General features: G+C 63.0%; 19 protein-coding genes and 1 pseudogene. 8 read left to right on the plus strand and 12 right to left on the minus strand.

Annotation, left to right across the window (positions count from 1 at the left end):
- Positions 1-10 precede the first annotated feature (10 nt).
- The 6 genes from DYE23_RS25400 to DYE23_RS25425 form a co-directional block, all read right to left on the minus strand.
- Positions 11-1,117 carry an NDMA-dependent alcohol dehydrogenase gene (locus tag DYE23_RS25400; protein ID WP_067992199.1) on the minus strand — a complete coding sequence of 369 codons (1,107 nt, stop codon included), beginning with the start codon at positions 1,115-1,117 and terminating at the stop codon, positions 11-13.
- A 45-nt stretch (positions 1,118-1,162) separates the two neighbouring features.
- Positions 1,163-2,779: a fatty acid--CoA ligase gene (locus DYE23_RS25405; RefSeq protein WP_078290122.1), complete on the minus strand. Its 1,617-nt coding sequence runs from the start codon at positions 2,777-2,779 to the stop codon at positions 1,163-1,165.
- A gap of 48 nt (positions 2,780-2,827) precedes the next feature.
- Positions 2,828-3,238: an SCP2 sterol-binding domain-containing protein gene (locus tag DYE23_RS25410; protein WP_067992196.1), complete on the minus strand. Its 411-nt coding sequence runs from the start codon at positions 3,236-3,238 to the stop codon at positions 2,828-2,830.
- Between the two features lie 265 nt (positions 3,239-3,503).
- Complete coding sequence (locus DYE23_RS25415) at positions 3,504-4,706, minus strand: NAD(P)/FAD-dependent oxidoreductase (protein WP_067992193.1); 1,203 nt, start codon at positions 4,704-4,706, stop codon at positions 3,504-3,506.
- A complete protein-coding gene (locus tag DYE23_RS25420) occupies positions 4,703-6,094 on the minus strand; it encodes a cytochrome P450 (RefSeq protein WP_011895434.1) in 1,392 nt (463 codons plus the stop codon). Before DYE23_RS25420 ends, DYE23_RS25415 begins: the two co-directional genes overlap by 4 nt.
- 22 nt (positions 6,095-6,116) lie before the next feature.
- On the minus strand, positions 6,117-6,437 hold the full coding sequence (locus tag DYE23_RS25425; RefSeq protein ID WP_011895435.1) for a 2Fe-2S iron-sulfur cluster-binding protein: 321 nt from the start codon (positions 6,435-6,437) through the stop codon (positions 6,117-6,119).
- 122 nt (positions 6,438-6,559) lie between these two features.
- On the opposite strand from DYE23_RS25425, the gene DYE23_RS25430 reads away from it, so the two are divergent.
- From DYE23_RS25430 to DYE23_RS31540, 7 genes are all read left to right on the plus strand, one after another.
- Positions 6,560-7,573, plus strand: a complete 1,014-nt coding sequence (locus DYE23_RS25430) for a helix-turn-helix domain-containing protein (RefSeq protein WP_041800299.1) — start codon at positions 6,560-6,562, stop codon at positions 7,571-7,573.
- A gap of 221 nt (positions 7,574-7,794) precedes the next feature.
- Complete coding sequence (locus tag DYE23_RS25435) at positions 7,795-9,303, plus strand: carboxylesterase/lipase family protein (protein ID WP_067992190.1); 1,509 nt, start codon at positions 7,795-7,797, stop codon at positions 9,301-9,303.
- A 386-nt stretch (positions 9,304-9,689) separates the two neighbouring features.
- The gene (locus DYE23_RS25440; RefSeq protein WP_011895438.1) at positions 9,690-10,457 is read left to right on the plus strand and encodes an enoyl-CoA hydratase/isomerase family protein; all 768 of its coding nucleotides are present in this window, start codon (positions 9,690-9,692) and stop codon (positions 10,455-10,457) included.
- 2 nt (positions 10,458-10,459) lie between these two features.
- On the plus strand, positions 10,460-11,272 hold the full coding sequence (locus DYE23_RS25445) for a TIGR03084 family metal-binding protein (protein ID WP_011895439.1): 813 nt from the start codon (positions 10,460-10,462) through the stop codon (positions 11,270-11,272).
- Entirely contained in the window at positions 11,269-13,005 is a 1,737-nt protein-coding gene (locus tag DYE23_RS25450) for an acyclic terpene utilization AtuA family protein (RefSeq protein WP_067992188.1), read from the plus strand. Before DYE23_RS25445 ends, DYE23_RS25450 begins: the two co-directional genes overlap by 4 nt.
- Before the next feature lie 413 nt (positions 13,006-13,418).
- Entirely contained in the window at positions 13,419-14,081 is a 663-nt protein-coding gene (locus tag DYE23_RS25455) for a TetR/AcrR family transcriptional regulator (protein ID WP_011895441.1), read from the plus strand.
- 106 nt (positions 14,082-14,187) lie between these two features.
- Positions 14,188-14,385 (plus strand): adenylate cyclase regulatory domain-containing protein, encoded by a 198-nt coding sequence (locus DYE23_RS31540; protein ID WP_231963591.1) that lies wholly within the window; start codon positions 14,188-14,190, stop codon positions 14,383-14,385.
- 604 nt (positions 14,386-14,989) lie between these two features.
- Here the strand turns inward: DYE23_RS31540 and DYE23_RS25465 are convergent.
- Complete coding sequence (locus DYE23_RS25465; RefSeq protein ID WP_011895443.1) at positions 14,990-16,135, minus strand: acyl-CoA dehydrogenase family protein; 1,146 nt, start codon at positions 16,133-16,135, stop codon at positions 14,990-14,992.
- A 143-nt stretch (positions 16,136-16,278) separates the two neighbouring features.
- On the opposite strand from DYE23_RS25465, the gene DYE23_RS25470 reads away from it, so the two are divergent.
- Complete coding sequence (locus DYE23_RS25470; protein WP_225397498.1) at positions 16,279-16,956, plus strand: TetR/AcrR family transcriptional regulator; 678 nt, start codon at positions 16,279-16,281, stop codon at positions 16,954-16,956.
- A gap of 53 nt (positions 16,957-17,009) precedes the next feature.
- Here DYE23_RS25470 and DYE23_RS25475 read toward each other — a convergent pair whose 3' ends face one another.
- From DYE23_RS25475 to DYE23_RS25495, 5 genes and pseudogenes are all read right to left on the minus strand, one after another.
- The gene (locus DYE23_RS25475; protein ID WP_109558230.1) at positions 17,010-17,810 is read right to left on the minus strand and encodes an SDR family NAD(P)-dependent oxidoreductase; all 801 of its coding nucleotides are present in this window, start codon (positions 17,808-17,810) and stop codon (positions 17,010-17,012) included.
- Positions 17,811-17,973: 163 nt separating this feature from the next.
- Positions 17,974-18,678, minus strand: a pseudogene (locus tag DYE23_RS25480) (cytochrome P450); the annotation flags it as partial.
- Between the two features lie 352 nt (positions 18,679-19,030).
- Positions 19,031-20,620, minus strand: a complete 1,590-nt coding sequence (locus DYE23_RS25485; protein WP_068001988.1) for a flavin-containing monooxygenase — start codon at positions 20,618-20,620, stop codon at positions 19,031-19,033.
- A gap of 62 nt (positions 20,621-20,682) precedes the next feature.
- Entirely contained in the window at positions 20,683-21,645 is a 963-nt protein-coding gene (locus DYE23_RS25490) for an alpha/beta hydrolase (protein WP_067992185.1), read from the minus strand.
- On the minus strand, positions 21,642-23,156 hold the full coding sequence (locus DYE23_RS25495) for a flavin-containing monooxygenase (protein WP_041800854.1): 1,515 nt from the start codon (positions 23,154-23,156) through the stop codon (positions 21,642-21,644). The genes DYE23_RS25490 and DYE23_RS25495 overlap by 4 nt, the downstream gene beginning before the upstream one ends.
- Positions 23,157-23,208 lie beyond the last annotated feature (52 nt).

The raw sequence follows: 23,208 nt of genomic DNA on the forward strand, positions 1-23,208 counted from the left end.
CGGTGCTCTGTCAGAATCGGATGAGTCCTCGGATGTTGCGGCCTGACCGCATGTCGTCGTAGCCCTCATTGATCTCATCGAGGGTGTACTCACGGGTGATCAGCTCGTCGAGTTTGAGTTGTCCGGAGTTGTAGAGTTCGACGAGCCGCGGGATGTCGTGGGCGGCGTTGGACGAGCCGTAGAGGGCACCGCGGATCTGCTTTTCATACAGCGTTAATTCCAGCAGCGAGCCCGACATCGACGTGTCTTCGGGGTGTCCGATCGCGGTAATGACCACACGGCCGCGTTTACCGACCAGTGATAGCGCCTCAGCGGTGTAGGCCCCTTCGGCGACGTCGGTGGTCAAGACGCAGACGTCGGCGAGTTTGCCACGGGTGATGTCGCTGATCAGTGACCAGGCCTCATCGATGGTGGCAACGGCATGCGTCGCGCCGAAACCGCCAGCTTGTTCGCGCTTGAACTCCACTGGGTCGACAGCCACGATGGTCAACGCGCCAGCGATGCGGGCGCCTTGGATCGCATTCATGCCGATGCCGCCGGCGCCGATCACGACCACGGTATCCCCGGCGCGCACGTCACCGGTGCGTACCGCCGAGCCGTAACCGGTCGTGACACCGCAACCGATCAAGGCCGCCTTGTCCAACGGTGTCCCGTGGTCAACCTTGACCAAGGAGGCCTTCGGCACCACGGTGTATTCCGAGAACGTGCCCAGCAAGCACATCTGGCCGACATCCTCGCCGCGGGCATGGAAGCGGTAGGTGCCGTCGATCTGGGGTCCCATCATGATCGCCGCACCCATGTCGCACAGGTTTCCCATCCCGCGCGCGCAGTAAGAGCAGTGCCCGCAAGACGGCAGGAACGTCAGGATGACCGAATCGCCCTCGGCCAGGTCCTCGACACCTGCACCCACCTCGACCACGGTGCCGGCGCCTTCATGACCACCGACGACGGGCAGCGGAAACGGCAGATCACCGGTCACCAGGTGTTCGTCTGAATGGCACAACCCGCTGGCGGTCAACCGGACCAGCACTTCATCCGCACCGGGCGGATCCAGCTCGATCTCATCAACCTCCCACTTCTCTCCCAAGCCCCAGAGCACGGCAGCGCGTGTTTTCATGTGTGTCCTCTCCTCAACGTCGGTGCTTCCGTAGCAGTGGATGGTTCACGCCAGCGTCTCGACGGCGAGCTCACCGTCGGCATGCTGGCGGCGCAGCTTCTTCTTGTCGAACTTGCCAGTAGACGTCAACGGAACGTCGGCGACGAACGCCCACCGTTCCGGTAGCCACCACTTGGCCACCCGTGCACGCAGGAACTCAGTCAACTCCGCAGCGGTGGCGGTGCAGTCAGCGGCCAGGACCACCACTGCCAGCGGCCGTTCCTGCCACTTGTCGTCGGGCACTCCAATCACCGTGGCGGTGCGTACTGCAGGGTGAGCGGCCAACTCGTTCTCCAATTCCACCGAGGAGATCCACTCCCCTCCAGACTTGATCACGTCTTTGGCGCGGTCGGTGAGAGTGATGAACGCATCGGCGCTGATGGTCCCGACATCCCCGGTGCATAACCAACCGTCCGGCGACACCGCCGGACTGTCATGCTCGTAATAGGACTGAGTGATCCACGGGCCGCGGATCTGAATCTCCCCCACCGACAGTCCGTCCCAAGGTTGTTCTGCACCGCTGTCATCAACGATGCGCGCCTGCACACCGGCCACTACCCTGCCTTGGGTTCCCCGCAGGTAAAGGGACCTCTCCGGGGTGTCGGTGTTCCGCGGCAGAGCGACCGCAGCCAGCGGGGAGGTCTCAGTCATCCCCCAGGCCTGCACGATTCGGATGCCCAGTTCGTCATAGGCAGTCATCAACGACCTCGGAACCGCCGAACCACCGCACGCCACCATCTCCAGCGAACTCACGTCGTGGCCGGGATTGTCGCGCAGGTAGTGCAAGACATCGGTCCAGATCGTCGGCACAGCGCCCGCCATCGTGGGCCGGGCCGCCTCGATCATCTCCACCAATGGCCCCGCCTGCAGGAAACGGTCAGGCAGCAGAAGCTGCGCCCCCGCCATCATCGCCGCATACGGCAACCCCCAGGCATTAGCGTGGAACATCGGAACGATCGCCAACACCGTGTCGTCATGACCGATGCCCAAGGCGTTCGAGGTGCACGCCGATTGAGAGTGCAACCACGTCGAACGGTGGCTGTAGACAACGCCTTTCGGGTGCCCGGTAGTACCGCTCGTGTAGCACATCGCTGCGGCCGACTGCTCGTCGACGTCGGGCCAGTCGAACGTGCTCGGCTGGGCTGCCACCACATCGTCGTAGCGAAGGACGTCCTTTCCGCAGCCCTGCACTGCGGTAAGATCACCCGTGCCGGTCACCAGCACCGTGCGCACCGAGGTCATCGACGGCAACGCCGCCGCCAACAGGTTCAGCACCGTACCGTCGACGATGATCACCTGATCTTCGGCATGATTGGCGATCCACGTCAGCTGTTCAGGTGGCAGCCGCAGATTCAACGTATGTAGCACCGCACCCATCGACGGCACCGCCGCGTAACAGTCCAGGTGCTCCTGGTTGCTCCACTGCAGCGTCGCGACACGCTCGTCTCCACAAATGCCTATCTCGCGCAACGCATTCGCCAACCGCGCCGCACGCTGCCCCAACTCATGATACGACACCCCAGAGATCTGTTGGGGTCCGCGTGCGGTCAACACCTCGCGATCGCCATGGACTGCCGCAGCATGGGCCACGATCGCGGGCACCGTCAACGCAACGTCCTGCATCGTGCTCCTCATCGAGAGCCCGCCCGACAACCCTTGATGAGGCGACGGTCACGCATCGATGAGGTCCTGCCGATCCTGACTCTGCAGCATCAACCGGTACTCGGGGAACAGATTCTTGGCCTGCGGAATCAACTTGATCAACTTCGGCACCGGGCCCTTTGCGCGCACCGTCCCCTTGGCCATCGCCATCGTCAGGTTCACCTTGCCCAGCCAGAACTTGTTTCCAGTGTCCGCCGACATGAACAACTCCACGTTGGGCACCGCGGTACTGGCCGCTCCGGTCTCCACCACCTTCTTCGGCATGTCCACCGTTACCACCGCGTCCGGATCGGTGTAGTGCACCCGTAACACCACACCCGAATTTGCGAGCTTGTCCGCCAGTCCCTCCTTCTCCAAGCCCCGTTGAAAGATCCCACCCAAGAAGGCATAGACCTCGTCCTCGTCCTTGAATACCGCCACCGTCAATCTCCACCAATCTCGTTGTCAGAACAGAACAGTCGCGAGCATCGACTCAAGACGATGCTCCCCCCGCAAAAATCGTCACGCCTGTTGGCGACCTCCACTAGCTTCTGATGCGCTGCGGTAACACCGCCGAGGTGCCCGGCGGCATCCGCTAGCCAGTCCCCGCGGCCAGCGGAGTTGGATGGCGGTTCTCGCTGACGTTCGTCTCCGACACACGCGTCGCAATCGCAGTCGCCGTCCCATCGCCCATGCAGCCATGACCTCAGACCGAGCCGGCGAGCATGAGTTCGGCCCGTTCGACGGGGACCTGCTGCGTAATGACCCGCTTGCTGAACATGAAGTCGCGGGGGCGATTGATGCAGTCGGCGGCGATGAGCTCGCCGGCACGCAGGTAGAAGCAGGTGAAGTCGCGGTCGCGGGTCGGGTCGCCGCTGAGGACCACCTCGTCGTACCCGGTGTTGAGACCCGCGATCTGGAGCTTGAGGTCGTATTGATCTGACCAAAACCAAGGCAGCGCTGATATCTTCTTGGACTTCCCGCACAAAGTCGCCGCCGCGACTTTGGCCTGCTCGGCCGCACTGGGCACGGACTCCAGACGTATACGGCGGCCGTAACGAGCCATGTCGTGGCTGACGCAGTCCCCGGCGGCCATGATGGCGGAGTCGCTGGTCTGGGCTTGGTCGTCGATCACGACGCCGTTGTCGACGACCAAGCCCGCGGCAGCGGCGAGCTCGGTGTTCGGCTCAACGCCGATGCCGACAATGACGAGGTCGGCGGAAATCGATTCGCCACCGGCCAGGACTACTTCGCCGACTTTGCCGTCGCCAGACAGAGCCTCGACCCGCGCGCCCGTCTGGATGTTGACGCCCGCCTCCCGGTGGATCCGGTCGAAGAACGCCGATACCTCCGGGGCGGTCACCCGTTCGAGGACGCGCTCCGTCGCCTCGAGCACGGTGACCTCTAGACCCAACGCACGCAAGGAGGCAGCCGTCTCCAATCCGATGTAACCGCCGCCGATGATCACGGCTCGACGCCCCGGTCTGGTGGCGTCTCGGATCATCTCGACGTCCGCCGCGGTGCGTAGGTAGAAGACTCCGGCCAGGTCGGCGCCTGGGGTGGAGAGCCGACGGGGGCGCGCGCCCGTGCACAGCGCGAGCCTGTCGTAGGGCAGCACCTCGCCGGTGCTCAGCGAGAGGTGACCCGCTGCGCGATCGATTGCCTCCACCGTCGCATCCAGAACTTCGATTCGCAGCTTTGTGTAAAACTCGGCGCTGCGGATCGCGAGCTTGTCGACTGTGCAGTTCCCGGCCAGATATGCCTTCGACAGCGGAGGGCGTTGGTAGGGCGCTGCCGATTCATTGCCGACGAGGACGATCTCGCCGTCCCATCCTTCTTGACGAAGGCTGGCCGCCAGTTGGGCGCCCGCGTGGCTGGCGCCCACGATGACCGCTCGATGCAAAGTCATGCGCCGGCTTTCGGGGTGAGGCGGACCATCAGCTTGCTGATTCCCCTGACGAAGTTGGATTGCACGTATTCGGGCTCACCAATGACCTCGATCTTCTCGAAACGAGGAAGCAGCTCCTCCCACAGGATCCGCAACTGCATCTCGGCCAACCGGTTGCCCATACAGCGGTGGACGCCGAACCCGAAAGAGATGTGGTTGCGGGCGTTGTCCCGGTCGATGATGAAGTCGTCGGGCCGATCGAATACGCGCTCATCGCGGTTTCCCGATGCGTACCACATCACGACCTTGTCACCCTTGCGAATGAACTGACCATTCAGCATGGTGTCGGCCTTGGCGATCCGGCGCATGTAGGCGAGTGGCGTCTGCCATCGGATAATCTCGGAGTTCATGTTGGGGATCAGGTCGGGATTTGCTTTCAGCTTCTCGAACTGGTCCGGGTAGCGGTTCAACGCGAGAACGCCGCCGCTCATCGAGTTCCGGGTCGTGTCGTTGCCTCCGACGATCAGCAGCAGAAGGTTGCCCAAGAACTCCATCGGCCGGTCGATCAGGTCTTTGGTGCTTTCATTGCTCTGCAGCATGGTGATCAGATCGAACCCAGGCTCTTCTCCGGCACCGGTCCGGGCCGCCTTGTCGTGCCAGTGCCGGCTGAGATCTCGGGCCATGGCGCGCATGCCGACGAACGTCTCGTCAAGGTCCGAGGGACCGCCGTTGGTTTGCTCCATCGAGGTTGCCAGATCCGACCACTCGACAAGCTTGCGACGCTGCTCGTACGGAAAGTCCAGCAGGGTCGCAAGCATTCGAGCGGTCAGCTCGATCGAGACGTCGTGAACCCAGTCGAACGGCTGATCCACGGGGAGGTTATCCAGCACCTCCCTTACGCGCGAGCGAATCAGACCCTCCATTTCCCGTAGGTTCTTGGGTGCGACCACCCCTTGGACAGCCGCCCGCTGCAGGTCGTGGCGTGGTGGATCCATCGCGATGAACATCTTGATATCCAGGAAGCGGGGCGGCACCCCGATGACGATCAATGGCTCAGCGGAGAAGACCTCATGATTCTTGTCGACGGCCACGATGTCGGCATGCCGGGTGACGGACCAAAACGGGCCGAAGGCACTGTGCCGCTGATAATGGACCGGAGCTTCGTTACGCAGGCGCTCGTAGTATGACTGCCAGCGCCCCTGGCGATAGAGAAAAGGATTGCTGAGATCGATGTCGGCGAGTTCGACCTCCTCGGCCGGCGGAATAGGACGCTCTACAAAGAGTTTCTTCCCGTTCGTACCGGTCACCCAACGCCGAGTTTTGTCGTAGGCGTGTGCACCTTGAATCTGCAGGTCGATCGGGATGGTCGCCTGAACTTTCTCGGCGACCTTTTCAGAGATTTTTACCATGTTTGACCACTTCCCTTCGTCGTCACATCTGGAACTCCGGCAGATGGACGATCAAGCCGTCCCATGCCTCGGAGGCCGTCATCTGGCAGGACAGCCGAGAGGTCGGCTGACGCTCGGGGTTCATCGCGAGCATCTCCTCTTCGCCGACGCCGGAGGAGCCGACCTGATCGGACCACTGCGGATCGACGACGACGTGGCAGGTACCGCACGCCGCTTCGCCTCCGCAGTCGCCGTCGATGCCAGGCACTGCATTGTTGGTCGCGACCTGCATGAGTGACTGGCCTTCATCGAGAGGCACCTGGTGCTTGTCGCCGTCGTGGGAGACAAAAGTGACAACGGCCATTACCGACTCCTCTTAAGTTGCCCTGAATGTGAATACTTGTTAACAGGATTGTCCAATCCGAGCGCTTCCGCTATGTTTGCGCGGATCAGGAACTTGTGGATTGGGCTCAGGGGGCACGATCGGTGAAGTTCAGCAACGCCGGTGTGCCTCCGGTCGCGTTCGTGCAAATGCTGGAGAGCCAGGCACTCGACCCGGACGCCGTCGCGCGGCTTCGCACCATCATGGCGCGCGAGGGAACCGACGAGGCGACGCTGATGCAGCACGATGTCCAGGCGCCACTGCGGTGGTTTCGCGATCTGTACCCCGATCTAGACGTCGACCGGGCAACCCTGCTCGGCTTCTCGTTTGCAGGACAGGCACAGTTGACATCTTTCGGCCCGTTGAGCGTCCCGCTGGTCAGCGCAGGCTCGGTAGCCGAGATCGTCGAGCTGCTCACCTATCTACCGTTGATCACCACGGCGATCAATGCACAATTCCGTCCAAACGACCAAGGTCTCACCGTCGGGCTCTGGGGGCACACAGGCGATCGGGCCCTGGACTGCTTAGCAGTCACATATACCGGCTCGGCGTTGTTACGACTGCTGGACATGCTCGTCAGTGACGCGCTGACCGTCACGCTCCACTTGAGTTGGTCAGCGCCGGTCTCCCTGAACAAACTCGCGGCAGAGATGGTACTAGCCGGGCGCCTGTTCTTTGACGCACCGATGTCCTACCTTCATGTTCCCGTCAACGCGCTCAATGAAGTGTGCCGGTTCTCCGATCCCCTTGCGTATCGACTCGCCGTCGCCGAGCTGAGGCGGACCCTCGACGAGCAGAGCGGAGCCACGTCCTTCTCCAAGAAGGTGAGACGGTTGTTGGACGAGGATCCCGGACAGCGAAGTTGCCAGCGGGTCGCAGACGAACTCTCGGTATCCACCAGCACACTCAAACGCCGGCTCGCCGAAGAGGGCACCACGTTTCGCGAGTTGCGCCAGTCGTGTCTGCGGGAGAGCGCGATGATGCTGTTAATCACCCGATCAATGTCGGCAAGCCAGATCGCGACCGAGCTCGGATACGGCGATCTTGCTAACTTCTCACACGCCTTCAAGCGATGGACCGGCCGCTCTCCGAGCGAGTACCGACGCTCACAACGCTGAGGATGTCCCCGCACGCCCGGAGATAGCCGGTCATGGGTAGCTTCTTCTTCTGAAAAGAAGTAACCGGTGCTTAAGAATCAGCCACGACGTCACCGAACGGCCGTGGAGGCCGCTGACCGAAGTCGAGTGAGTCATCAGTAGCAGGCCAAACCGTGCCCGACACGGCGACTGAACGGCAGAGCCGGGCGCTGGTGTGAATAGTCATTCGCTATTGTCGATACATGCCAGCGAAGACAGTCCGCACCGAACTCACCTCGGGCGCCATCGAAGGATTCACGCGGGACGGCGTCAATCGCTGGCGTTCCATTCCCTACGCCAAGCCACCAGTCGGCGCGCTGCGGTTCAAGGCTCCCCAGCCGGTCGAAGCGTGGGACGGCGTCCGACCCTGCCACCGATTCCGCTACTGCGCTCCACAGCCCCGCCGATACACCATCGTCGGTCCGGGCAAGTTCCAGCCCATGAGCGAGGACTGCCTCACCCTCAATGTCGTTGCACCCGACGGCGGCTCGGACCGACCTCTGCCCGTGATGTTCTTCATTCACGGCGGGGCGTACTTCCTGGGCAGTTCCGCGACACCGATCTATGATGGCGCGTCGCTTGCCCGCAGCGGTTGCGTGTACGTATCGGCAAACTACCGCCTCGGCGCGCTAGGGGCTGTCGACCTGTCGTCGCTGTCCACCGCAGACATCCATATTGACGACAACCTCTACTTGCGTGACCTCGTGTCGGCGCTCAGGTGGGTACGCGAGAACATCGCGGCATTCGGCGGCGATCCCGATAACGTGACGATCTTCGGAGAGAGCGCGGGCGCGCACGCCGTTACCACTTTGCTGGCCGTGCCAGCGGCGAAAGGGCTTTTCGCACAGGCTATCTCACAAAGTCCGGCCGGCGCGCTATCCCGCTCCCAGGAGCTGGCCGCGGAGTTCGCCGCCAAGTTCGCATCCATTCTCTGCGCCGACGAGCGGGAGCCCGCCCGCCTCCTGTTGGCGGCGCGTCCGGCTCAACTGGTGAATGCATTCGATCGCTTGCTCACCACGAGTGCATCGGACCTTGCTGGCGGTTACCCGGTGGGATGCACATTCGGAACCGACTATCTACCGTCCGAGCCCATTCAAGCGATGCGCGACGGCAAGGCGTACCGTGTGCCGCTGATCGTCGGTACGAACGCCGACGAGGGCCGGTTGTTCACTCGCTTCCTCAAACTCCTCCCGACGAACGAAGCCAAGATCGAAGCGTTACTAGCGGGAGCGGAACCCACCTGTCGCGAGCGAATTACTGCTGCCTATCCCGAATATCCGGCCCCCGATGCCTGTATCCGACTGGGGGCCGACTTCACATTCGGATCGACACTGTGGCAGCTCGCGGATTCCCACAGTCGGCACGCCCCCACATATCTGTACCGCTATGACTTCGCCCCGCGAACTCTGCAATGGGCCGGGCTGGGTGCCACCCATGCGACGGAGCTTCTTGCGGTGTTCGACGCCTACCGCACGCCGCTCGGTCGGCTACTCAGCGCCGGAGCCGATCGCCGCTCGGCCCTACGCGTGAGCGACGACATGCAAGGGCGCTGGGATGCTTTCGCACGCACCGGAGTTCCAGGAGACGGCTGGCCGCGCTACACCAGCGACGCCCGTCCGGTCCTCGTCTTCGATCGCGCTTCGCGAGTGGACAACGACCCCCACGCCGACCGCCGGAAAGCATGGGAAGGTTTTCAAGTCCTCGGACGCTGACGAGCGGTTCCCCGCGGCGACGCATGCGTTCACAGCATTTGGCACCGATTGTTTCTGGGAGCCAAGGGTGAAACGGTGGCAAGGAGCACCTCCGGCGTGCCAATCCCAAAAGGCCGAAGAGGGCCACATTCTTGCCGAGGACTTGACGTACGAATGCAACCCCGTGTTGCGGCCTTGGGATCCGATCTCGTCAATCGCTCGAACCGAATGCGGCCGACGAGGTGGCGAACCCAACATTTACGGAGCTGGCCACGCCGGTCGGGTTGCGCCGCCGGACGCAACGCGTTCGCTCACCAACTGGTCCTCGCGACATTCTGCCGGGTAACGTACTGCGAGTGAACGAGCCCTCACATCGGGAGGGCGGGTGCCGATCAGGACGGGGATTGATGAGCGAGGAAGCGATCACCTACGAGGTCGTCGACGGGGTGGCCTGGTTGACGATCAATCGCCCCGAGGCACGGAACGCGCTCAACGGGGCGGTCCGGCAGGGACTGTTCCACAGCGTTCACCGCTTCAACGCCGACGACTCCGCCAAGGTTCTGGTGCTGACCGGGGCAGGCGATAAGGCGTTCTGCGCCGGAGGGGACCTTAAAGAGATGGCGGAGACGGCGCTCACGGTTCCGCCGCCAGACTTCGCGCCGCAATTCGGGCGCAACATCCAGGTCGCCAAGCCGACCATCGCCGCGGTGAACGGCGTCGCCTTCGCCGGCGGATTCCTACTGGCCCAGCAGTGCGACCTCGTCATCGCAGCCGAGCACGCCAGGTTCGCGGTCAGCGAGGTCAAGGTAGGCCGCGGCTCGCCATGGGCTGTCCCGCTGTCGTGGCTGCTGCCGCCGCGGATTGCGCTGCAGATTTTGATGACCGGCGACCCGATCACTGCCGAGCGCGCCCGCGAGGTAGGCATGGTGAACGAGGTCGTGCCCGCAGCGGAGCTGCGGGTACGAGTTCAGGAGATCGCCCTGCGGATCGCTTCCAACGCACCGCTGTCCGTACTCGCGGCAAAAAAGACCGTATACCTCTCCGCAGCGCACCACCTGACGGAGGCCTACGCCCACGCCGACCAGATATGGGAGCCGGTGTACCTCAGCGCCGACGCGCTAGAGGGTCCCGCCGCGTTCCGCGAGAAGCGCACACCGGTTTGGAAGGGACGTTAGACGTGGCCGTGCCGATGGAGTCCTTGATCACCGACATCGGGGCGGAAACGGCCGAGCTGTGGTCACTGATCGCCGAGCTGCCCGAGGGGCAAGCCGGGTGGGACGCGCCCACCCCCGCGGCAGGCTGGGCGGTCCGCGATCAGATCAGCCATCTTGCGTTCTTCGACGACGCCGCGGTGCGCTCAGCCACCGACCCCGAAGGGTTCACGGCCGAGGTGCTGCCCATGCTCGCCGACGGCCGGATCTCCCCGGACACCATCGCCGAGCGCTACCGGCCGATGCCGACAGCGGAGCTGCTGTCCTGGTTCGACGGCGCGCGCCGCGCCCTCGTCGCTGCCTTCGCAGCGATCGACCCCTCGATGCGGGTGCCGTGGTTCGGCCTCCCCATGAGCGCGGCTTCCTCGCTGACCGCGCGGATCATGGAGACCTGGGCGCACGGTCAGGACATCGCCGACGCGCTGGGAGTGACCCGTGTGCCCTCGGCCCGGTTGCGCCACGTCGCCCACATCGGCGTGGGAGCGCGGGCGTTCAGCTACATGGCCAACGGCCTGGAGGTGCCCGAGGAACCCGTCCGTGTCGAGCTCACCGCACCGGGGGGCACGCTGTGGACCTGGGGCCCCGACGGCGTGCCCAACCGGGTCACCGGCACTGCGCACGACTTCTGCCTGCTCGTCACCCAGCGCAGGCATCGCGACGACACCGCACTGCACGTCACCGGTCCGCTCGCCGACCAGTGGCTCTCCATCGCGCAGGCCTTCGCCGGACCTCCCGGTGGCGGGCGCACCGCAGGACAGTTCGACGGAGGTGTGTCGTGAGGGACCCGGTACGCATCGGAAATTGCTCGGGCTTCTACGGCGACCGGATCGCCGCGGCGCGGGAGATGGTCGAGGGCGGGACGGGCGAGCAGAGCATCGACGTGCTGTGCGGGGACTACCTCGCTGAACTGACGATGCTCATCCTGGCGAAGGCCCAGGCGAAGGATCCGGCGGGCGGTTACGCGCGCACGTTCCTGACCCAGATGGAGCAGGTGTTGGGCACCTGTTCCGACCGCGGTATCAAGATCGTGGCCAACGCCGGTGGGCTCAACCCGGCCGGGCTGGCCGTCAGATTGCGCGAGCTTGCGGACCGGCTCGGTATCACCGTCCGGATCGCCCACATCGAAGGTGACGACTTGCGCGGGAACCTCTCCGCGATCACCCCTGCGGTCGGTGAGGTCAAGCCGGTCTCGGCCAACGCCTACCTCGGGGGTTGGGGTATCGCCGAAGCGCTGGGTGCGGGCGCCGACGTCGTCGTCACCGGACGGGTGACAGACGCCTCGCTGGTCGTCGGCCCGGCCGCCTGGTGGCACGGGTGGGAGCGCACCGACTGGGACCGGCTCGCCGGTGCCGTCGTGGCCGGCCACGTCATCGAATGCGGACCACAGGCCACGGGCGGCAACTACGCCTTCCTCGACGAGATCACCGACCGTCGCTACCCGGGCTTCCCGATCGCGGAGGTGGCGGCCGACGGCTCGTCGGTGATCACCAAGCACGCCGACACCGGGGGGCTGGTGTCGGTCGGTACGGTCACCTCCCAGCTGCTCTACGAGATCGCCGAGCCGGCCTATCTGGGGCCCGACGTGGTGACTCACTTCGACACGATCTCGCTGGCCCAGCAGGCCGAGCACCGGGTGGCGATCACGGGTGTCACCGGCAGCCCGCCACCGGAGACGCTCAAGGTGGCGCTGAACGAGGTCGGGGGCTACCGGAACACCATGACGATGGTGCTCACCGGCTTGGACCTGGAGGCGAAAGCCGCGTTCGCGCAGCAGCAGCTGTTCGACATCCTCGGCGGCCGGGGATCCTTCGCCGAGGTCGACGTCCGGTTTCTGCGTTTCGACACACCGGACGCCCCCACCAACGACCAGGCGTGCGCGCACTTGCGGATCACGGTCAAGGACACCGACCCGCGCAAGGTCGGCCGGGCGTTCTCGAGCGCAATCATGGAGATCGCTCTGGCCGGGTATGCCGGCTTCCACACCACCACGCCACCCACGTCGGAGTCAGTGTTCGGCGTGTATCGCCCAGCGACCGTGCCCCGGTCGAGCGTGACGCAGGTCGTGGTGCTGCCCAACGGTGAGCGCCGGAGGATCGCCGATCCGCCGACCGGTAGCGTGCCGGCCGCGAAGGTCCGGGGCAGCGCGGCAGCCGCGCCGCCGACCGAGCCGACATGCCGCGCGCCGCTGGGCGCGGTTCTGGGCGCGCGGTCCGGCGACAAGGGCGGCAACGCCAATATTGGTCTCTGGGCCCGCGACGACGCCGGCTATGCCTGGGTGCGCGAGCACTTAACCGTCGAGCGACTGCGCGGGCTGCTCGGCCCGGAGGCTGCGCAGCTGCGCATAGAGCGATTCGAGCTGCCCAACCTGCGTGCGCTCAACGTTGTGGTGCACGGGCTGCTGGGGGAAGGCGTGGCATCCTCGACCCGGCCGGATGCCCAGGCGAAGGGCTTGTGCGAGTACCTGCGCTCCCGCATCGTGGACATACCGCAATCCCTTGTCGGCGCGACCTGACAAATCCCGAATTTGGAGTAGCCGGGCCACTCTGTCGACGTATCGCCAATCAAGTCGCCGTCCTCTGCCTGCTGCTTGACGTAGCCCCTTTGCCAAAGCCGTGTTGCCGAACGATGTGATGACGATCGGATGACGCCAACAGCGTCCGGCAGACGGAGAGATGGCTTTGTCCAGTTCCTTGCCGAACTGGACATCCAAAGAGGGCGCAGCGATCTGCCCACGCGGTTGCCGATCTTGGCCAATGAGCGGGCACATCCACGAATGGGGATCACACGCGCAGGCGCCAGCCACCTGCCACTGGGCGTCTACATTTCAACTCAACCTGGGATTGTGAGCAGGTGTTAACGTTCGTAGTGTAGCTCCCGGCGCTGCAGTGCTGCGCGAGCCCTGGTTGCGAGCGAAGGAAGGTAGTAGTGAACAAGGTGGTCGTTGCCGGACGTACCCGGGTCGGCGGCGAACGTCGGGAACGGATTCTCGCCTCTGCCACCGAGTTGATTGCCGAGCGGGGCTACCACGCTGTCTCCATGGCCGACATCGGCGTTGCATCAGGGGTTGTCGGGCCGGCCATCTATCGCCATTTCAACAGTAAGAGCGATCTACTGGCGGCCCTCTTCGAGCGAGTGGTGGACAAACTCCTTAAGCGTGCGACGGCGATCGTCGAGCAGTCCCGCGACGAGGCGGAGGCGCTGACCCTGCTGGTGTCAGACCAAGTCGCCTTGGTAATGGATCAACGCGAGCTGGCAATGGTGTATTACCGCGAAGTGCACAATCTGTCGGATCAGCACCAGAGCCGGTTGCGCCGAAAGCAGCGACTCTATCTAGAAGAGTGGGTACACCTCGTCGGAGAATTGCGGCCCGCGGTCGATGAGATTGAACTTCGGGCGATGGTTCATGGAGCGATCGGAGCCATTCAATCGATCTTGCACTACCGCGGCACTGGCCTGGCTCCCGAACAGACCTCTGCGCTGCTCGTTGCGATGGGTCACGCCGTGCTCGGCGTCCCCGCGTCGAGTCACCAGGTGCGCGGCGTGAACACTGAACCATCCTGTCCGCGTCCCGGTACGCCGCAGCACTAAGCAGGTCCAGGGTGTCAGCAACACACGAAGACGACCTCGCTCAGTATGTCTGCACGACGGTCTTGAGGGCGACAGCCGCCAGGAAAGGACTCATCTAATTGCCTGGCTGCATGCCCAGGGCTTCACGATTGATCAAAGCCGACTGGTGGCCCCAACCCCTCTCCTTCTTCCTACAAGCCGCGTACTGGGTGATGAGGGACGGTACGTCTCTCTGCGCGAGCTGAGCACGGAAACCGGAATCCAGACGAAACAGTCGCCATATTGCGGGCCCTCACGGAAGGCATCGGGCAGGCCACGGAGATGATGCGTGGCTTCGCGCGCTGAACATGTTGAAAGCTTCAGCCCGACGATTTGGAGAGGCTCGCGAATCGACTCGCGACTGCTGCGCGCGAGGCTGCCAACCCACCGGTTGAGATTCGTGAAACCCTCGGGGCGCGGTCATGCTGGTCTCATCACGACCGACGCCGCTGGTGACGACGATGCTGGACCTGATCGACAGCGCGTCAGCAAATGACCTGCCTTCCTTGAGGATTGGCGTGGCGTCCGGGTCAGCGGTCTCGCGCGCGGGCGACTGGTTCGGCAACCCCGTGAACCTGGCCAGCCGAGTGAGCGCGGCGGCGCGGCCAGGCGCAGTGTTGGTGGGACTCCACGCGGGTGATCGTCGACGACGCAGGCCTCCGGTGGTCGTCCGCCGGCGCATATCGTCTGAAGGGCGTCAGCAGCAAGGTCAACCTGTCTCGGGCGCGGCGCGCCCAGGCCGGCCGAGTAAGGCCCCCGTTTGAAGCGAGCTCGCCGGGTATCCGCCTAGTGAACAGTGACCGCCTAATGAACAGTCACCACCGACTTGATAAGCGAACGCCACCTCGCTATCGCGGCCCCTCGTAACCAATCTAGCGGTCGAATTCGATCTAAAGCGACCGAGCAATGATCTCCTTCATAATCTCGTTTGTCCCACCGTAGATCTTCTGAACGCGAGCATCGGCCCACATCCTGCCGATGGGATACTCGGTCATATAGCCGTAGCCGCCGTGGAGCTGCAAGCAGTCATCAAGGGCGACCATCGCACGCTCAGTAGTCCACCATTTCGCCATCGCGACGGTGGGGATGTCGAGTTCACCGCGCAGATGGCGGGCGACGCAGTCGTCGATGAAAACGCGGCTGATGTGGGCGTCGGTGGCGACCTCGGCGAGCTTGAACTTGGTGTTTTGGAAGGCGAAGACGGGCTTGCCGAAGGCATGCCGATCTTTGGTGTATTCCACAGTGAACTCGAGCGCTGTTTCTAGTACTGTCACTGCACCAAGCGCAAGGATCAATCGCTCTTGGGGAAGTTGCTGCATCAACTGAATGAACCCCTGGCCTTCAGTCGTACCCAGGAGGTTCTCAACCGGAATGTGCACATCTTCGAAATAGAGCTCGGAGGTGTCCTGTCCGCGCTGACCGACCTTGTCCAACACCCGACCCCGCCGAAAGCCCGGTCGATCGCCTTCGACCAAAACCAACGAGATTCCGTTCGCTCCGGCACTGGGGTCGGTCTTCGCAACGACGATGATGAGGTCGGCCTGAGCGCCGTTGGTGATGAACGTTTTGGAACCGTTGACAACGTATTCGTCTCCAACGCGCGATGCCTTGGTCGTGACAGATTGGAGATCGGAGCCAGTGCCCGGCTCCGTCATCGCAATCGCGCCAACCATCTCACCAGTTGCCAGTCTGGGAAGAAAGCGTTCCTTCTGCTCATCGGTGCCGTACTCGAGCAGGTAGTGGGCGACGATTCCACTATGAAGCGGCGCGCCCCATGCCGAATCGCCGATGCGGGCCTGTTCCTCAATCAAGACTGCTTCGTGAGCGAACGTTCCCCCACCTCCGCCGTACTGCTCGGGGATTGACATGCACAGCAACCCAAGATCACCCGCCCGGGTCCACAGGTCCCGATCCACGTGGTGCTGCTCGATGAAGCGGGCACTGTGCGGCGCGACCTCCTTCTCACAGAACGTACGTGCCAAATCCCGCAGTGCGTCGAGGTCGTCGTCCATCCAGCTAGAGCGGTTGGCTGCCATTACAAAGTCCTCACTGTGTTTGCTTGCGCACCGATCCCGCAATGGTCTCGCTTCGCCTGTGGGTACATGGTGTACCACGAATCGCACGCCGGGTACAACACGTACCCAGAACTTTCCAGAGCGCGGGGCGTTACGGTGACATCGTGGAGCGACAGCACTGGGTGGACACCACAGCGGTACGCCGCGCGGCCAGTAGGTTGCCGGGCCGTGAACTACGTCGTGAACAGATCATCGAAGCGGCGCTCAGCGCAATCGAAGAGAACGGGCCCCACGCACTCACGGGCCAAATCGCAGACAAGGCCGGTTTGGGACGCACACACTTCTACCGCCACTTCGCAAGTAAAGAAGAACTCGATCTTGCCGTGGCTCGTCACGTCCACCGCGAACTCACTGCGAAGATTCGCCTAACTCTGGATGTCCAGGGATCGCCGCTAGACGTGATACGCGCGCCGGTCACTCAGCACGTCATGTGGGCTGACGAACACCCCAACCTCTATCGGTTCCTGGTGAACCGACACTATCGGCGCAGCACCGAGAAGACCGCGCCCGGCAGCAGCGCATTCGCCTCTGAACTCGCCGTCGCGGGTGCCCGTTACTTTCCTCGCTACGGCGAGGACTCAGAGGCGGCAGACCGCAATGTCGCCGCCATCATGGGCTTGATGGACGCTTCGGTCCTATGGTGGCTGGACCATCGCGACTCCACTCGTGACGAACTCGTCATTCGGTTGACACGGCAAACCTGGTTGATAATCAATGACAGGCTGCAGGAACTGGGATTCCAGCTTGATCCCCACTTACCACTCTGCGAACCGAAAACCTGACCAGGTACAATTCGAGCCTCCCCACGCTAAACCCTCCGTCTTCGACACCGCCATCAACGATGATTGCGTTGGCGCCGCTCACCGACGCCGCGCATCAACGCGAAAGCTTTCAATCCAAGCGACGGCGCAGCATCGCTAGTGCGCGCAACTACGCCACGCCACCGAGGAACTACCCGGAATATCTGGCGACTCTCCAGCAACTCGAGTCCCGCGCGGGCCACGGCCGCAGCATCCATTGGACGCGGTCCGGCGAACAGAAGCGCCGCCCCAGGGTCGGCAACCCGGTCGGTGACCATTTTCGTACTTACCACGTCAGGGCATAGCGCCCGTGCGTGGATTGGCAATCCCGCATGGTCAAGGTCGCCCTGCAGCGATGTGGTGAACGACAATACGGCCGCTTTGGTTGCTGCGTACATCGCTAATCCAGGGATGGGCGCCAGAGCCGAGAGGGACGCGATGTTGAGGATCGCGCCCCCACCCGCGCCCATAGCGACAACTGCCGCGTGTGAGCCGGCAACGACACCTCGTACATTGACATCGAGGATCGACGCAATCTCGGCATCGCTGTGACTCCAGCTGTTACCCGCGAGTAGGATCCCAGCGTTGTTTACCCACACCGCCAGAGGGCCAGCGGCTAAAGCCTGAGCAGCGACTTCCCGATGACCCGACGGATCTCGTACGTCGTGCGTGGCGCTCCAAGCGCCACCGCCGACCTCGGTGGCAGCGCGCTCCGCTGCGTCGCCATCCACATCCGTGAGCAAAACCTTGTGACCGGCAGCGGCGAGTTGTCTCGCGATCTCCAGACCAATCCCTCGACCTGCTCCTGTGACGACGGCTGTTGATGGTTCTAGCATGACCATCCTTTCCGGCAGTTTGCGTAGGTTTGCCGACTACGGTTCGCCGGGGTTTGTTGAGGATCTCCGAGGCCACTTGGAGGACTGCGTCGATTCCGCCGGCGCCCTGTAAGGGCGATGTGCTCGGCTAAGCACTCAAAAGTCTCGTGGAATGACCTAGATATCATCGGCGACACAACGTAATAGGTAGGCCGTCGACAGGGAACAGGCAGGGACGTATTGTCCCACCGAACGCGGTAGCCGTCATCCAGACTCCAGGTGAATTCCCGCAGCATCTCGTGCAGTATTGCCTTCACCTCCAAGGTGCCGAAGTGCATCCCGATGCGCTTGTGCGCGCCTCCTCCGAACGGAAGCCAGGCGAAGCGGTGGGCCTGATCCTCGCGCCGTGGCGGCTCGAGTCGCGTTGGGTCAAACCGGTCCGGCTCGGTCGACACTGTGGGCGCAAAGTGGTTGACCGCAGGCGTGATGACGACGAGCACTCCGGAGGGGACGTAGTAGCCATCAATTAGGGTGTCGGTCACCGTCTTACGCATAACCAACGGTACCGGTGCAACTAGTCTGAGCGACTCCTTGATGACCAAGTCCATCGCCGTAAGCCCCTCCAGGTCCTCAATGTCCGACAGATCGTCGCCTAGACGGTCAGACTCAGCACGAAGTCGATCCTGCCATTCAGGATTCTTCGCCAAGAAGTACGCCACAGCGGCAGTGGTGATCGTTGACGTGTCATGAGCGGCCATCATCAGAAAGATCATTTGATTTATGCTGTCCGCATCAGTGAAGCGTTCGCCGTCCTGGCGCGCGCCTCACATAGCGCGGCGAGTAAATCACCATTCTGCCCCGAGCGTGCCGCCGGTAAGTTCCGGGCGAAGGCCAACGAGAGGCAATCCCTGATCGCCGATAACTGGCTTCAATCCGCTACCGGTCGGCGGCGCGGCAAGTTCGCGAACCGGCCATCGTCGACTCACTCCTGGATAGCGCGCTCGACGCGCTGCGGGAGGGGATTCAGTAGTACCGACAACAGCCGGTCACGGGACTTGCTTGCCGAACCGGACGGCGATTTGGTCATCGAGTGCCCCCTTGATGTTGTTTCTCGCATTATCGGAAGGATTTCACCCATCGTTTACACCGGTGACCACCCTGTCAACGGCGGTCACAGTTGCCGCTCGAATGTCAGCGACTCCCCGCCGTCCTCGGATACCCGTCACTGAACAGAGCCGCCACTAGTCGACGCTATCGGCCCCGCTTGGGGCATAGGGCATGTCGGCCAGATGGGTGTTGGCCGGCTCGGGTGTCCCCCTGCGCGACGAGTTCGCGGGCGCGGGACGCGACAGGACGTAAGCGCGCCGCTTCGGCCTGCGCGCACGAAGGCGATACAAGAAGGTCGGGCTGGGCCAGTTGGTAGAGATCGACCCCCGCGCCGAGCGATACCAGCTCGTGCACATAGTCCACACGGATCTGTCCAGGCGGCGACTCAACCGGTCGTTGAAGCGCTTCTCCACATCGGCACGGACCTCGATAACACTTCCTGGATGGGCACGGAGAACCTTCATCAACCTGACGATGTGTCGGGCCTGCGATTCGAGCATGTAGACGATGGACCCGGATCCCACGTTGGTGTTGGGCCCGTACATCATGAGGAAATTCGGAAACTCTGGCACCGATAGGCCGTAGTAGGCGTGCGCGCCATCCGCCCACACGTCCGACAATTTCCGGTCCGAGCGGCCGTAGACCTCCATCGGGGAAAGAAACTCGGTGGCACTGAAGCCAGTGCCGTAGATGATCACGTCGGCGGCGTGGAAGTCGCCGTTCACCGTGCGGATTCCGCCAGGTTCTACTGCCCGGATATCGTCGGTGACCAATGAAACGTTGGGACGTGCGAGCGCGGGGTAATAGTCGCTGGAGAACAGAATCCTCTTGCACCCGGGCGCATAGTCCGGCGTCAGGTGGGAACGCAGCCGGGCATCCGACACCTGGCGACCTAGGTGCCGGAGGGCGATGACTCCCAAGACTCGCGCTACTGGCTTCGCGTCGACGAGTGCCAACGCCAAGAACTCGAATATCGTCCAAATCATCAGACGTTCGCTGAGCCGCAGAATGGGCAACTTGCGCAGCAGTTGGTGATGCCGCCCACCGTACTGACGGTCGAATTTGGGCAGCACCCATGGGGCTGACCGTTGGAAAACGTCCAAGTGCTCAGCGCCTGCGGCGACCACCGGGACGAACTGCACCGAACTAGCGCCGGTGCCGACGACCGCAAGCCGCTTGCCGCTGAGATTCAGATCGTGGTCCCAATTCGCGGAATGAAACGACGGGCCCGCGAAGCCCGAGATTCCAGGAATATCAGGAACTGAGGGTCGGGACAGCTGGCCCACGGCCGAAATGACGACATCGCACTCCAATTCCTGACTGGTAGTCGTGGTCAGACGCCATGTGTTCGTGCGCTCATCGAAGGCCGCCTTAGCGATTTCGGTTTTGGTCCGAAGGAGGGACAGCAAACCACTTTCGTCGGCGACGCGGCGAAGGTAGGCGAGGATATCGCCTTGTTCTGCGTAACGCCGACCCCACCTGGGATTCGGCGCCGAGGAGATCGAGTACAACTGCGACGGGACGTCACAGGCCGCCCCTGGGTAGGTGTTCTCCCGCCAGACTCCCCCGACACCATCGCCCTTTTCGACAATGAGGACCCTGTCGAACCCTGCGCGTTTGAGGCGAAGTGCAAGGGTAATTCCGGCGAAGCCAGCGCCGATGATGACGATCGAGGGGTTACCAGGGGGATTGTCCTGGGTTGGTTCACGTTTCACGGGTTTCATCGTTAGCTCATACAACCTTCGTGCTGGGGCGCCTCGTGGTCAAGGCGTGCGCAGGGACGCTGTCAACGGACGGTGGCCGAAGTAGCCAAGAACTCGCCACCGAGCCTGAGGGCCTCACGTGCTTCTGGCAGTAGGCGAAACATCGCCTGGAAGACATGGATCTGGCCGCGGAAAACTTGCAACTGCGAGGAGACCCCTGCAGTTTGCAGACGTTTGGCAAAGACTCTGGAGTCGTCGAGCAACATCTCTCGTCCGCCGACCTGAATCAAAGTTGGTGGCATGTCCGTGAGATCAGCATCGAGCACGCTTATCCTCGGGTCGGCTGGATCGGCGCCCGCCACGTACAGACCAATTGTTCTCGACGCAGAGATGGCGGACGCAAAGGGGTCCCGTCTGCGCAGATCACGGTCCATCGCGAGTTGGCATGTCAAATCCAGCACCGGCGACATCAGCAGCATGGCATCCGGCGTCGGCAGTCGATGTTCCCGAGCGCCAAGCGCCGTCGCCGCAGCAAGCTGGCCGCCTGCGGAATCGCCGGCGAGCGCCACCGTGCCAGAAGACGCGGTGATCGCGCTTCCCTCTGTCAACCATCGATAGGCGATCAGTGCATCATCTGCGGCCGCCGGGAAGGGATATTTCGGGACCAATCGATAGCGCACGGCAAATACCGGCCTGCGGGCGGCCGCGGACAGTTCGCTGATGAGGCCACGGTGGGTCTCGGGAGAGCACATAGAAAATGCGCCGCCGTGTATATAAAGAATCGGCGGAGCATCCGAGGCCACGTTGGCCGCCTTGACCCAGTCGCCTCGCACACGTTCACCGGCGAAGGGCGTGTCTACCTTCTCGACACTGATTGCGCGCCTTGGCCGCGACACCACGAGTGTTCCCCGTAGCACGCGGTCCATGACCGCGAAGCCATGGTCGTTGGCCGGAATCACTTGCGTGAGAGGTCGAAGAACGCCTCGCGCCGTTGCCGCGACCAGGTGGCTCGCCATGCTCGGATTCGGCCTGGCAGGTGAACTCATCCGGCGGTGTCCACCTTCTGTGGGGCAGTGTCCGCCTTTTTCGCCGGTCGCCGTTCGAAACGGTAGTCGGCCAAGTCGAATCGTCGACTGCGCCAGATCGACTCGACCGTCGTCGTGGGACGCAGAGGCACGTCCCCATGCTTGTCGAAGTAATAGCTGTTCGCGCCCGCGCAGCTGTCCTGCCAGAAGACCTGCGTATGCCGCCGTGCCAGCATCTCCGCGAAGAAGCGTTGATTCGCCTCCTCGCGTACCTCGACGTAGTTCGAGTCGGCCGTCCTGGCATGCCGGAGGCAACGGAGAATGTGACCCGCCTGTGCCTCGATGAGTGCGAAGTAGGACGACCCGTTGTATCCGTACGGGCCAAACACTGAGAAATGGTTCGGGAATCCTGGCACGCTGACTCCCTCATATGCCTGGAGTCGGTTCTCGTCCCACCACTGTGCCTGGTCTCGGCCGGCGACACCTCTGAGCGAGTAGGTGGGCATGCTGTCCGATTCCATGACCTTGAATCCCGTTGCCAGGACGAGCACGTCGATCTCGTGTCTGACGCCATCGGCCGTAATTACCGCGGTCTCATCCACCCGGGTGATGGGGTTGGTTTCAAGAAGGACGTTCTCGCGGTTGAACGTCTTCAAATATTCGTTGTGAAAGCTTGGTCGCTTGCAGCCCAGCGCGTAACGCGGCGTCAGCTTCTCCCGAACGACCGGGTCGGTGACCTGCCGACGCATATAGCTGATCGCTGCACGCTCGATCGCCGACGCCAGCGGTATGGCGGTATGGAAGTGCGCTGCGACGGGAAAGGTGAGTTCGACAAAGGCCTGGCTGGCTCCCCGCGCGGCGATCTGCGCTCCGGGTGCGAGCCGGAGAAGAGCACTCAGCGGGCGGGGCACCGCGAAGTCGAATTTCGGCAGACACCATATCGGGGTGCGCTGAAAGACGGTGAGTGTGTCCACGTCCTTGGCTATCGAGGGGATCAGTTGCACCGCCGAGGCGCCCGTCCCGATGACGGCGACCCTCTTTCCGGTGAGGGTCTGCTGGTGGTCCCAGCGCGACGTGTGCATCGTGACCCCGCCGAAGTCCCCGACCCCCGGTATGTCCGGCGATTTTGGTCGCGTGAGAACCCCGGAGGCATTGATGACGAACCTCGCTGTCAGTTCCTCGTCCGTCGAGGTAAACAAACGCCACAATGTCGATTCTTCGTCGAACTCAGCCCTCACAACCGTGACTCCGAAGCGGATGCGCGACGCGAGGCCATATTTTTTCACGCAATGCTTCGCGTAGTTCTTCAGTTCGATCCCCGGCGCATAGGTACGGGACCACGACGGGCGTTTCTCAAAGGAGAATTGGTAACTATATGACGGAATGTCTACTGCAATCCCCGGGTAGGTATTCCAGTACCAGGTTCCACCCACCCCTTGGGCCTCATCAACGATGAGGAAGTCCGAGAAACCTTCCTTCAGCAGCTTGATGCCCACTCCGATCCCGGAGAATCCAGCTCCGATGACCAATATCTCGTGGGTGGGGACCTCGTACGTAGGGGCTCCGGAGGTGGGGGCATTCTCG

It is taken from the genome of Mycolicibacterium gilvum, from assembly GCF_900454025.1.
GTDB classification, from domain to species: domain Bacteria; phylum Actinomycetota; class Actinomycetes; order Mycobacteriales; family Mycobacteriaceae; genus Mycobacterium; species Mycobacterium gilvum.